Raw genomic sequence first — 11,840 nt, forward strand, 5'->3', positions numbered from 1 at the left:
CCGCGGACGTGCAGTTCCGGAAGGGGACTCCCATGAGCACCGAGAACAAGGCCGGACTCGACGCGCTGCTGACGCCCGAGGAGAGCGTCCTCGCGCTGATCGACCACCAGCCCTTCCAGTTCGCCAACCTGAACAGCCATGAGCCGACGATGGTCGTCAACAACGTCGTCGGGCTCGCCAAGGCCGCGAAGGTGTTCGACGTCCCGACCATTCTGACGACCGTGCTGGAGGAGCGCGGCGGCCTTCTCGTCCAGGGAGTGCAGGACGTGTTCCCGGAGCAGAAGCCGATCAACAGGACCTTCATCAACACCTGGCAGGACCGGCGCGTCGTCGACGCCGTCAAGGCGACCGGGCGCAAGAAGCTGATCATCGCCGGCCTCTGGACGGAGATCTGCGTGGCGATGCCTGCCATACAGGCGGCGGGCGAGGGCTTCGAGGTCTTCGTCGTCACCGACGCCTCGGGTGGGGTATCGAAGGAGGCCCACGACATGGCCGTGCGGCGCATGGTCCAGGCGGGCGTGGTGCCGATCACCTGGCTGGCGGTGATGGGGGAGTGGCAGCGCGACTGGGCCCGGGAGAAGACCGTCGCGGGTGCCGCCGAGGTCCAGGCGCAGCACGGCGGTGCCAGCGGGGTGGCCTTCGCCTGGGAGATGCAGCTCCTCGCCACGCCCGCCGGAAGCGACGATTGACGCGCGTACGCGCCGCCGCGTGGCCGGGTGGACCTTGCGGCTACACTCACTCGTGGTACAAGTTGATGGATCAACGGGATTGAATCCGCGCCGGGCACAGCCCGCGCGGAGGTACATGGAGGAACACGTGTCAGTGGAAGTGAGTGACGCTCCCGAGGCCAACCGGTACGAGGCCCGGGTCGACGGGGAGTCCAAGGTCGCGGGCGTCGCGGTCTACATCCGTACGCAGGAACTCATCGCGTTCGTACACACCGAGGTCTCCCCGGAGTACGAGGGCAAGGGGGTCGGCGGGGCGCTGGCCCGCACCGCTCTCGACGAGGCGCGCGCCGCGGACCTGCGGGTGCTGGCCACCTGCCCGTTCTTCGCGGGGTGGATCGCCCGGCACCCCGAGTACGGGGACCTGCTGTATCAGTCCCGCAGCAGAGTCAGCGACTGAACACCGGGCATGGCGGAAACGGAGGCGGCATGAGCGGCAGGACCCGGAAGAGGGCCTACGAGGGCGAGTCGATCACGGTGACCTTCGAGGCCGGGCGCTGCCTGCACGCCGCCGAGTGCGTCCGCGGTCTGCCGGAGGTCTTCGACCCGGACGCGCGCCCGTGGATCCGGCCGGACGGCGCCGGGGCCGAGCGCCTGGCCGAAGTGGTACGGCGCTGTCCGTCGGGCGCCCTGCAGTACGAACTGGTGGACGGAGAAGCGGAGGCCCCCGACCGGCCGACGCACCTCACGCGCAACTCCGTCGGGCAGGTGCTCGTGCGCGGCGAGTTGAGCCTGGACACGGCGACGGGCCCGCGCGCGGAGACCAGGGCCGTTCTCTGCGGTTGCGGGCAGAGTGGTCTCCAGCCCTACTGCGACCACGCGGGGCCGTGCGGCCGGGCAGCGTCGGACTGACCCCGCCCGGCCCCACGCAGGCGCCCGGAACGACCGGGGGCCGGGCAGTTGTCCCTCGTCCTCCGGGACCTCACCCTCCGGGCGCCACCCTCAGCGGAAACCCGATGGTCTGACACCGGGCAGGCACAGTGCGCAGCACCGACATCGACGGAGCATCCATGTCAGACGTTTTCATCATCGGTATCACCGGCGGCGTCGGCGGTCTGCTCGCGCGGAAACTGCGCTCGCGCGGCGACTCCGTACGCGGGCTCGTCCGCCGGGACGGCCAGCGGGCCGAACTCGCCACGCAGGGCGTGGACGCGCGGGTCGGCGATATCTCCCGCATGACCGTCGACGAACTGGCGGCAGCTTTCACCGGCGCCGACGCGATCGTCTACAGCGCGGGGTCGAACGGCGGCAGCAGGGAGGTCACGAAGGCCGTCGACGGCGAAGGAGTGGCGAAGGCGATCGCGGCGGCACGCCTGGCCGGTGTCGAGCGCTTCGCGCTGGTCTCCGTGCTCCCGGAATCGTGGCGGGAACGCGACCTCGGCGAGGAGGTCGAGTACTACTTCGCCGTGAAGAAGGAAGCGGACATCGCGCTCAGCCGCAGTGAGCTGAATTGGCTCGTCCTCCGTCCCTCACTGCTTGTCGACGGCCCGGGCGCCGGCGCCGTGTCACTCGGTCCGGCGGAGTTCCACGGCCGGATTACCCGCGAGGACGTTGCCGCCACGCTCGCCGAGCTTCTCCACGAGCCCCGTATCGGCCGGCAGATCCTCGAACTCGACACGGGTTCCACACCGATCGAAGAGGCGGTCCGCGCGAATATTCGCTGACCGGCGAGTCTTCCGCGCCGGGGTATGGCTTGGCGCGCACGGCGACGTGGTGATTCGGTGAGACGCTGAAAAGCCACGGCGCATCAGTTTCCCATCGGCACGGAGGAGTACGCATGCGGTCGGTGATTCCCGACTATCTGACAGAGGCGCTCGGAGACGTCGAGTCGGACTCTTCAGGAGTGCAGGCGGGATACATCCCCGAACTCGCGGCAGCGGACCCCGAGCGCCTCGGCGCGGTCTTCGCCACAGTGGACGGCAAGGTCTACGGTGCCGGCGACGTCGATACCGAGTTCACGATCCAGTCGATCTCCAAGCCGTTCGCGTACGCGCTGGCCCTGGCCGATCGCGGCTTCGACCCCGTGCTCGCCAAGGTCGGCGTCGAGCCGTCGGGAGAGGCGTTCAACCAGATCTCCCTCGAAAGCGACACCGGGCGCCCGCTCAATCCCATGATCAACGCCGGGGCGATCACCACCCACGCGCTGGCCGGCTCGGAGGACCTGGATCCGGCAGCGCGCGTGGAGCGCGTGGTCACGGGACTCTCGGCGTTCGCCGGCCGACGGCTCGAGATCGACGAGGCGGTGTGCGTGTCGGAGATGGAGCACGCGCACCGCAACCTCGCCATCGCCCACATGCTCCGCAGCCACGGCGTCCTCACCGAGGACCCGGAGGCCGTCGTCGACGGCTACACCCGCCAGTGCGCCGTGCTCGTCACCGTGCGCGATCTGGCCATGATGGCCGCGACGCTGGCCAACCGCGGGGTGAACCCCCTCTCGGGTGAGCAGGTGGTGCGCGAACCGGTGGTGCGTCAGGTGCTGAGCGTCATGTTGACCTGCGGCATGTACGACGCGGCCGGTGACTGGGCGACGCAGGTCGGCATCCCGGCGAAGAGCGGCGTGGCCGGGGGCCTGATCGGCGCGCTCCCCGGCCAGATCGGCATCGCCACCTTCTCCCCGCGGCTGGACCAGCACGGGAACAGCGTGCGCGGGGTGTCGCTGTTCGAGCGCATCTCCTCCGACATGGGCATGCACGTGATGCAGGTCCCGCCCCCGGCGCGTGCGGTCGTGCGCTCCAACCACGTCGTCGGCAGCGGGCCGAACGCGGTCCGGGTCCTCCAACTGCAGGGCGGAATCGGCTTCTCCGGAGCCGAGAAGGTCGTCCGGGAAGCCGTGGACACGGCGCCCGCGGAGGTCGGGGTGGCCCTGGACCTCACGATGGTCTACTCGATCGATGACGTGGCACGGCGCATGCTGCTGGAGGTCGTGCGCCGGCTCTCGCTGGACGGCCACGAGGTCTTCCTCGTCGACCCGGAATCGGTCGTACCCGACCCCGACCCCGGAGACGGCGGCCGGGTCACCGTCGTCGGCAACGTCGACCAAGCCGTGATCCCCCCGCACAGGACAGCCCGGCGCTAGCAGCCGTACTCCTCCCTAAAGTGCGTGCGATTTGCCTAATCAGATTAGGTAGATGCATAATAGACTCTGGAAGGGTGCGGCGTCGATTCGGAGGGCGGGCATGGCTCGGGCAGGACTGACCACGGAGCGCCTGGTCCGCGCGGGCGCGGATCTCGCCGACGAGATCGGCTTCGAGCAGACGACCCCCGCCGAGCTGGCCCGGCGCTTCGGCGTCAGGACCGCGAGCCTGTACTCGCACGTGAAGAACGCCCACGACCTCAAGACCGGGATCGCCTTGCTGGCCCTGGAGGAACTCGCCGACCAGGTGTCCGCCGCGGTGGCCGGCAGGGCCGGCAAGGACGCCCTGACCGCCTTCGCGAACGTGTACCGCGACTACGCCCTCGCGCACCCGGGCCGCTTCGCCGCCGCCCGGTTCCCGCTCGACCCGGAGACGGCAGCCGCGAGCGCGGGCGTCCGGCACGCGCAGATGACGCGGGCGATCCTGCGCGGGTACGACCTGGCCGAACCGCACCAGACACACGCGGTACGGCTGCTGGGCAGCGTCTTCAGCGGCTACGTCGGCCTCGAAGCCGCCGGGGGCTTCAGCCACAGCGCCCCCGACTCGCAGGAGAGCTGGGCCGCGATCCTCGACGCGCTCGACGTCCTGCTGCGCACCTGGCCGACCACCTCCTGACCAGCAGCCCTTCCGGCCGCCCCTCCCGAGCGAAGAGACCGAGAACATGCACACCGACCGCACGTGGACCACCACCGCCGTCACCGCCGACCTGCTGCGCGGAGCCGTCGACGTGGAGCACACCGAGCGCGGCGTACTGCCCCACCGGCTGCCCGAGCCCGCCCGCCGGCAGATCCCCGACGGCCAGATGGCGATGGCCGAGTCGCAGCCCTCCGGCGTACGGCTGGTCTTCCGCACCCCGGCCACCGCCGTCGAGCTGGACGTCGTGGCCACCAAGCGGGTCTACGCCGGCGCACCGGCACGCCCCGACGGGGTGTACGAGTTGCTCGCCGACGGCCGGCTCGCCGGCCGGGCCGGCGTGCCGGACGGCGACGTACTCACCATCGACATGGCCGCCGGAACCGTGGAAACCCGGCCCGGGCCGGTGCAGACCGTGCGGTTCACCGGCCTGTCCGGCGACGACAAGGACGTCGAGATCTGGCTGCCCCACGACGAGACCACCCGGCTGGTCGCCCTGCGCACCGACGCCCCCGTCCGGACCGCGCCGCCCGACGGCCGCAAGGTCTGGCTGCACCACGGCAGTTCGATCAGCCACGGCTCCAACGCCACCACGCCGACCGGGACCTGGCCCGCGGTGGCCGCGGCGCTGGGCGAGGTGGCGCTGGTGAACCTCGGGTTCGGCGGGGGCGCCCTGCTCGACCCCTTCACCGCCCGCACGATCCGCGACACCCCCGCCGACCTGATCAGCGTCAAGATCGGCATCAATGTCGTCAACGCCGACCTGATGCGGCTGCGCGCCTTCGGCCCGGCCGTCCACGGCTTCCTCGACACCGTCCGCGAGGGACACCCGACCGCGCCGCTCCTGGTCGCGTCCCCGATCTACTGCGCCATCCACGAGAACGCTCCCGGGCCCAGCGCCCCGGACGTCAGCGCGATGAGCGAGGGGCGGATGCGGTTCATGAGCACCGGCGACCCCGCGCAGACCGCCGCCGGGAAGCTGACCCTCACCGTGATCCGCGAGGAGCTGACCCGCATCGTCCGGCAGCGCGCCGCCACCGACCCGGACCTGCACTACCTCGACGGCCTCGACCTCTACGGCGAGACCGACTACGCGGAACGGCCGCTGCCGGACGAACTCCACCCCGACCCCGCCACCCACCGGCACATCGGCGAGCGCTTCGCCACCCTCGCCTTCGGCGACGGCGGCCCTTTCGCGCCCGCGCGGCGCTGACCGGCGGGCGACGGGGGAACGCCCCGGGGATCAGCCGACGGGCCCGCCGACCGCGGTGAAGGTGTGGGAGACCGCGAAGGGGCCATGGCCGTACGACACCGTGATCCTGTCGCCGTGGCCCGCGTCCACCGCGGTCAGGTCGAGGGTCGCGCGGAACGTCCTCGCGTTCTGCCCGGCCTGTGTGACGGTCAGGGGCACCGCGGCCCGGTCGCCCACCCGCACCTCGACCGAGCCCCGGTCGAGGGCTGCCGCGTCCAGGTTCAGCGGTGCCGTCAGCTCCACGGTCACCTTCGCGTGACGGGGCACCACGCGGGCGGGGGCGCCGCCGCGGGTACGTACCTCGATCCCCGTCTGATCGGCGGCGCGCCAGGCGAGCGAGGCGTTCCAGGCGCTGTTGAACGCCACCCAGCCCTCGGTGTGGCCGATGTTCCCCTGGTCCGGGTTGAAGGGGTAGTGGCCGTTCTTGGGGCTGCCGTCGAGTACGCCGGGCAGGTCCTCCAGCAGCCCGGCGCCGCCGCGGTACTCGGAGAACCAGCCGCGCTCCACGCCCTCGAACCCGGCCGTGCCGCTGGGCGCGTCGTACGAGGCGTGCCGCCCGGTGGGGTTGCGGCCGAAGATGTTGTCGACGTGCGCCGCCGCGATCTCGCGCAGCCGGCCGGCCGGCGGGTCGTCGCCGAGCAGCCGGGCCGCGGCGAGCGCCGGCGCGGCGAAGCCGGCCACGTTGCCGGTCTCGTTGGGGTCGTCCGCGCCGCCGCCGGTGAAGGCGGGGATGGTCCAGCGGTCGTCCGAGTAGCGGCGGAAGTCCCAGAGGTTGTCCGAGCGGCTGGTCACGGTCTCGGCCCAGTCGCGGACGAAGTCCTCGATCCCCGCGGGCGCCCGGTCCGGATATGTCTCCGCGAACTGCACCAGCCCCGTGATCAGCACGTGCTCGCTCTGCCGCTGCCCCTTGGTGGTCCGCGGGTCGCCGACGTCCAGGTTCCCGATGAGCCAGGCGGCCTGGTCCTGCGCGGCGCGCAGGTAGCGCTCCGCGTCCTCGCGGCCCTCCCGCTGCGCGACCTCGTACATCATCAGGTTCGGCCACACCGAGTGGCCCGGCGCGAGTTCGCCCTTGCCGGTGCCGACCTGGGTGTACGTCTGGAAGAGGTCGCCAGTGTGGGGGGTGAACGCCTGCCAGTAGTAGCGGTCCCGGGCGGGACCGCCCCAGGTGGCGAAGAGGTGGTCGAGGGCGCGCTCGTAGACGCCGGCCGGTATCCACTCGGCGAGCTGCGGATAGGCGTAGGCGAAGGCCGCGAGTTGCTCCTTCAACTGGGGGTCGTCGACGTCCGCTTCGAGGAGCAGCTCGACGCCCCAGTGGATGAGCCGCACGATCTCCGGCGTGCCGTCGGGCAGCGTCACCGGAAGCCCCTCGTAGACCGCGTCGTCCACGGTGATCTGCTCGAACGCGCTCGGGTTGGCCAGGTAGAGGTCGACGAGCGTCTGGATCTCCTTCGAGTACTGGGCGCCGTCCCGCCAGGTCACCGCCTTCATGCACGCGCGGTGGCCGTACTCGTCGCTGACCAGTCCCGGCCCTTCCGCCTTGCGGGTGAAGTCGCCGAAGTAGCAGCGGCTGCCCGACATGAACTCGATGGCCCTGCCGTACGAGACCCGGTCGATCCAGTACGCCCCGATGCCGAACGGCACCGAAGTGCCCGCGCCCGCCGCGCCCTCGACGGTGACGGTGAAGTCCCCGGTGTCGCGGGGGTCGAAGGCGGTGAAGTCCCCGACTCCGCCCATGACTTTGCCCCGGTACCTGACCTTCCCGGACGCGTCGCTGACCGTGAAGGCCGCGCCGTCCTCGGCCCGCGGGGCGGTGAACCGCTTCGGCTCGCCCAGACCGAACCCGCTCTGGTTCAGCAGCACCGGCTGGCCGGCCCGCGGATCCCCGGGCGCCAGGCCGCTGACGGCGGCCGGCTCGGCGGTGGCGGCGACGGCGGTCGCCGGGAGGGCGCCGAGGCAGAGCACACCCGCGGCGATGAGTGCCTGGACCTTCATACGTGCCTCCAACGTGCGTGGCTGCAAGGGGAGTTCACGATGCGCATGCTTCAGTCATCATGTGCAACACGTCAACCCCTGCCGCACGTGAAAGTGGAAGCCGGTGTCGGCGCACGCGCCGCCGCACTCGACAGCCGTCCGCCCGGGTGCACGGAACCGATCAGCCGGGGCAGGGGTGTGCGGCCGGAGCGCTAGGCCCGCGCCAGGAACCGGCGTTGGGCGGCGAGGAGATCCGCTTCCTCCGCCGCCTCGCCGGGGTGCGGGAAGTGGCCCGCGGTGAGCACGTGCAACTCCTTCGGGCCTGCCAGGGCGTTGTACACGGCGAACTGCCCCGGTGGCGGGACGGCCGGGTCGAAGAGCGCGGCTCCGACGTGCACCGGGATGCCGACGTGCCGCGCCGCGGTGGCGGCGTCGAAGTACGCCAGCACGTCCGCGACTTCCGGATGCACGGCGTGGTACTGCCGGACCGACTCGCCGCTCCCGGTGCACGGCAGCGTCAGCCGCAGCGGGTGGTTGCCGAAGCTGGGCACGGTCAGCACGGCAGCCGCGAAGCGCTCGTCCCACGGCAGCGCCAGCGCACCGATGCCGCCGCCGAAGCTCGCCCCGGCGTACGTGAGCCGCCGCGCCGCCGCGGGTACGAGTTCCGCGAGCGCCGTCGCCGCGCACCACACGTCGGCGGCGCAGCCTCCGTGCACGTACGACCGCCGGGAACCGATGCCGTGCAGGACGTGCGCGGCCGCGTCGGACGGCAGGTCCGGCCGGCGGCTGCGGTCACCCTGTCCACGCAGGCAGGGCCAGATGGCCGCCGTACCCGGCGGCAGCAGTGCGGGGTCCGGGGCCTCCCGGCCGCCGTAGCCGTGCGTGACGACGCAGCCCCGGCGCACCTGCCCGTCCGCCGGCAGCGTCAGCCAGCCGCCGATGCGGCGCCCGCCGAGCGAGGTGTACGCGACCTCGTGCACCGCCACCGCGTCCACCTCGCCGAAGGTCTCCGTACGGCTGCCGAGGCTGGGCGCGACCCGCGTGCCGCGGGCCTCGGCGTGCAGCGCGCGCCAGAACTCCCGGAAGCCGGCGGGGGCTTCGGGGGCGGGCACGGTGAGCAGCCGGTCCAGGCCGTAGCCGTGCGTGGGGTCGAAGGGCAGGTCGTGTACGAGGCCGGCCGCCTGCCCGCGCGGACGGTGGCCGTGACCGCCGCCGTCCGTCCGCACCACCCGAGCCTCCCGCCGCGCGCCGCCGCCGTCCGCGCCCCAACGTACCCGGGGTGATCCATGGCGACGAGGGCGCGGTCCTCAAGTCCGGGAAACCTCCCGGAAATTCGTTCGCCACCGCCTGTTGACGGGGTCATGCCCCGCTCCTATGGTCGCTGCTACGAAACAGCAAGAGGGGCTCAAGTCCTGCTAATTAGCTGCTGATACGTAACAGCAAGGGGTTCCTTTGTCAGTCAAACGCCGTCGCGGGGCACCGACCCAGGCCGACGTCGCCCGCCGTGCGGGCGTGTCGCAGGCGACCGTCTCCGCCGTCGTGAACGGTCGTGCCACCGACCACCGGATACCCGTCGAGACGGAGGAACTGGTCCGCCAGGCCGTCCGCGACCTCGGCTACGCGGCGAATCCCGCCGCACGCAGCCTCAAGGGCAAGCGCAACCGGATGATCGGGGTGCACACCTTCGAGTCGGTCTTCCCGATCGCCAGCCGCGACTTCTACCACGAGTTCCTGGTCGGCGTGGAGGAGCAGGCCGTCGCGGAGGGCCACGACCTGGTGCTGTTCACCTCCACGGAGGGCCCCGACGGTCAGCGCCAGCTCTACAGCGACGGCTCGAACCGGCTCAACGTCGCCGACGGCAGCGTGCTCCTCGGCGTCGCGCACGACCACTCCGACCTCGCCCGCCTCAGCCGGGAGGGCTACCCCTTCGTCCACATCGGCCGCCGCGACGTCCCCGGCGCCGACATCGCCTGGGTCAGCGCCGACTACGCCGAGGCGACCAGGGACGCCGTCGCCCACCTGGTCTCGCTGGGCCACCGCCGGGTCGGCTACCTCGGCATCACGCACCGGGTCGAGGCCGTCGCCGACCGCGAGGCCGGCTACCGTGCCGCCTGCGCGGACGCCGGCATCCCGCAGCTCCCGGTGCTGATGAACGACGCGGACCTCACGCAGGAGTGGTTCGACCTGGCCCTGGCGTCCGGGATGACGGCCTTCGTCGCGGAAGAAGAGTCGTTCGCCGGCCGCATCGCCGAATTCGCCGCCGCCCGCGACCTGGCGATACCCGCGCAGCTCTCGCTCGTCGTGCTGCGCGGTACGGAGACGGGCCCGTACCCCGGGACCGGCTGGAGCTGCGTGGAGATCCCGCGCCGGGAGATCGGGCGCGAGGCCGTCCGGCTGCTGCTGCGGCTGCTCGACGCCCCGGACGCGCCGCGCGAGGACCAGATCCTGCTGTCCTGCGCGCCCCCCGGTGAGGAGACCGTCGCCCCGGCCCCGGCGAGCGCTCCGGGGGCAGAGGCATGACGGAGCTGCGCACCGACATAGCCGTCGTCGGGGGCGGGCTCGGCGGCGTGGCCGCCGCGCTGGCCGCCGCCCGCTCGGGCCTGAGGGTCCTCCTCACCGAGGAGTACGACTGGGTCGGCGGCCAGTTGACCGTCCAGGGCACGCCGCCCGACGAGCACCCCTGGATCGAGCAGTTCGGCTGCACCGCCAGTTACCGCCGGCTCAGGGACGGGGTCCGCGACTACTACCGGCACTGGTATCCGCTGTCGGCGGCGGCGCGCCGGCACCCGGCCCTCAACCCCGGCGCCGGCCGGGTGAGCGCGCTGTGCGCGGAGCCGAGCGCGGCGCACGCCGTGCTGCGGGCCATGCTCGCCCCGTACCGGGCGAGCGGCCTGCTGGACCTGCGGCTCAGGCACCGCCCCGTCGCGGCGACCACCGACGGCGACGCCGTCACCAGCGTCACGCTGCGCGACCTCGACTCCGGCGACGACGTCACGGTGACCGCCCGGTACTTCCTGGACGCCACGGAGACCGGCGAACTGCTGCCGCTCACCGGCACCGAGTACGTCACGGGGTTCGAGTCGCAGGCCGACACCGGGGAGCCCAGCGCCCCCGCGGAGCGCCGGCCGCTCGACATGCAGGCCGCCTCCTGGTGCTTCGCCGTCGAGCACCGCGCCGGCGAGGACCACACCATCGACAAGCCCGACGACTACGGCTTCTGGCGCGACTACCGCCCCCCGTACTGGCCCGACCGGATGTTCAGCATGGTCGCCCCCAAGCCGCAGACGCTGCGGCCGACCACCCGCGTGCTGATCCCCAACCCCGCGCCGGACGAGCCCGCACTGCAGGGCCTCGCGGGCGACCTCGACCTGTGGGCATTCCGCCGCGTCCTCGCCCGCTCCTCCTTCGAGGACGGCGCATTCGCCAGCGACGTCGTCATCGTCAACTGGCCGATGATCGACTACGTCGAGGGGCCGCTGTTCGAGGTCGAGCCCGCGGCGGCCGCACGACACCGGGCCGGTGCGCGGCAGATGAGCCTGTCCTTCCTGTACTGGATGCAGACGGAGATGCCGCGCCCCGACGGGAGCACCGGGCTGCCCGGGCTGCGGCTGCGCGGCGACGTGGTGGGCACGGCGGACGGGCTGTGCATGGGCCCGTACATCCGCGAGTCCCGGCGCATCCGGGCGGTGTACACGGTGCCGGAACAGGACGTGTCCCTCGCGGTACGGGGCGATCGCGGGGCGGTCGCGTACGAGGACTCGGTCGGCATCGGCTCGTACCGCATCGACCTGCACCCCTCCACCGGCGGCGACAACTACATCGACGTCGGCTCCTCGCCCTTCCGCATCCCGCTCGGCGCCCTGCTGCCCGAACGGATGCGCAACCTGCTGCCCGCCGCCAAGAACATCGGCACCACCCACCTCACCAACGGCTGCTACCGGCTGCACCCGGTGGAGTGGAACGCCGGCGAGGCCGCAGGACTGCTCGCCGCGTACTGCCTGCGCCACCGCACCACCCCGCACCAGGTCCGCGCCCAGCCCGCCCGACTCGCGGACTACCAGAGCGCGTTGACCGGCCACGGCGTCGAACTCGCCTGGCCCGACATCCGCGGTTACTGAACCCGAG

11 protein-coding genes are annotated in these 11,840 nt (G+C 72.2%); 9 read left to right on the forward strand and 2 right to left on the reverse strand.

The window, feature by feature from the left end; all coding sequences use genetic code 11:
* The first annotated feature begins 32 nt into the window (after window positions 1-32).
* The 7 genes from ACFYVJ_RS27670 to ACFYVJ_RS27700 all read left to right on the forward strand — a co-directional run bounded on the left by ACFYVJ_RS27670 (window position 33) and on the right by ACFYVJ_RS27700 (window position 5,705).
* Entirely contained in the window at window positions 33-689 is a 657-nt protein-coding gene (locus tag ACFYVJ_RS27670; RefSeq protein ID WP_388896830.1) for an isochorismatase family protein, read from the forward strand.
* Between the two features lie 127 nt (window positions 690-816).
* Entirely contained in the window at window positions 817-1,125 is a 309-nt protein-coding gene (locus ACFYVJ_RS27675; protein WP_388896833.1) for a GNAT family N-acetyltransferase, read from the forward strand.
* Between the two features lie 29 nt (window positions 1,126-1,154).
* A complete protein-coding gene (locus ACFYVJ_RS27680; protein ID WP_388896835.1) occupies window positions 1,155-1,577 on the forward strand; it encodes a (4Fe-4S)-binding protein in 423 nt (140 codons plus the stop codon).
* A gap of 158 nt (window positions 1,578-1,735) precedes the next feature.
* On the forward strand, window positions 1,736-2,389 hold the full coding sequence (locus ACFYVJ_RS27685) for an NAD(P)H-binding protein (RefSeq protein ID WP_388896838.1): 654 nt from the start codon (window positions 1,736-1,738) through the stop codon (window positions 2,387-2,389).
* A 113-nt stretch (window positions 2,390-2,502) separates the two neighbouring features.
* Window positions 2,503-3,801 carry a glutaminase gene (locus ACFYVJ_RS27690; RefSeq protein ID WP_388896841.1) on the forward strand — a complete coding sequence of 433 codons (1,299 nt, stop codon included), beginning with the start codon at window positions 2,503-2,505 and terminating at the stop codon, window positions 3,799-3,801.
* Between the two features lie 100 nt (window positions 3,802-3,901).
* Complete coding sequence (locus tag ACFYVJ_RS27695) at window positions 3,902-4,474, forward strand: TetR/AcrR family transcriptional regulator (RefSeq protein ID WP_388896843.1); 573 nt, start codon at window positions 3,902-3,904, stop codon at window positions 4,472-4,474.
* 46 nt (window positions 4,475-4,520) lie between these two features.
* The gene (locus tag ACFYVJ_RS27700; RefSeq protein ID WP_388896846.1) at window positions 4,521-5,705 is read left to right on the forward strand and encodes a GDSL-type esterase/lipase family protein; all 1,185 of its coding nucleotides are present in this window, start codon (window positions 4,521-4,523) and stop codon (window positions 5,703-5,705) included.
* A 30-nt stretch (window positions 5,706-5,735) separates the two neighbouring features.
* Here the strand turns inward: ACFYVJ_RS27700 and ACFYVJ_RS27705 are convergent, their stop codons facing one another.
* Complete coding sequence (locus ACFYVJ_RS27705; RefSeq protein WP_388896848.1) at window positions 5,736-7,736, reverse strand: hypothetical protein; 2,001 nt, start codon at window positions 7,734-7,736, stop codon at window positions 5,736-5,738.
* A 191-nt stretch (window positions 7,737-7,927) separates the two neighbouring features.
* Window positions 7,928-8,941 (reverse strand): acetylxylan esterase, encoded by a 1,014-nt coding sequence (locus ACFYVJ_RS27710; RefSeq protein ID WP_388896974.1) that lies wholly within the window; start codon window positions 8,939-8,941, stop codon window positions 7,928-7,930.
* A 226-nt stretch (window positions 8,942-9,167) separates the two neighbouring features.
* Between ACFYVJ_RS27710 and ACFYVJ_RS27715 the strand changes: the two genes are divergently transcribed.
* Both ACFYVJ_RS27715 and ACFYVJ_RS27720 read left to right on the forward strand, forming a co-directional pair.
* Window positions 9,168-10,235: a LacI family DNA-binding transcriptional regulator gene (locus tag ACFYVJ_RS27715; RefSeq protein ID WP_388896851.1), complete on the forward strand. Its 1,068-nt coding sequence runs from the start codon at window positions 9,168-9,170 to the stop codon at window positions 10,233-10,235.
* Entirely contained in the window at window positions 10,232-11,833 is a 1,602-nt protein-coding gene (locus tag ACFYVJ_RS27720; protein WP_388896854.1) for an FAD-dependent oxidoreductase, read from the forward strand. The genes ACFYVJ_RS27715 and ACFYVJ_RS27720 overlap by 4 nt, the downstream gene beginning before the upstream one ends.
* Window positions 11,834-11,840 lie beyond the last annotated feature (7 nt).

The organism is Streptomyces sp. NPDC004134 (genome assembly GCF_042874195.1).
Taxonomy (GTDB): Bacteria; Actinomycetota; Actinomycetes; order Streptomycetales; family Streptomycetaceae; genus Streptomyces.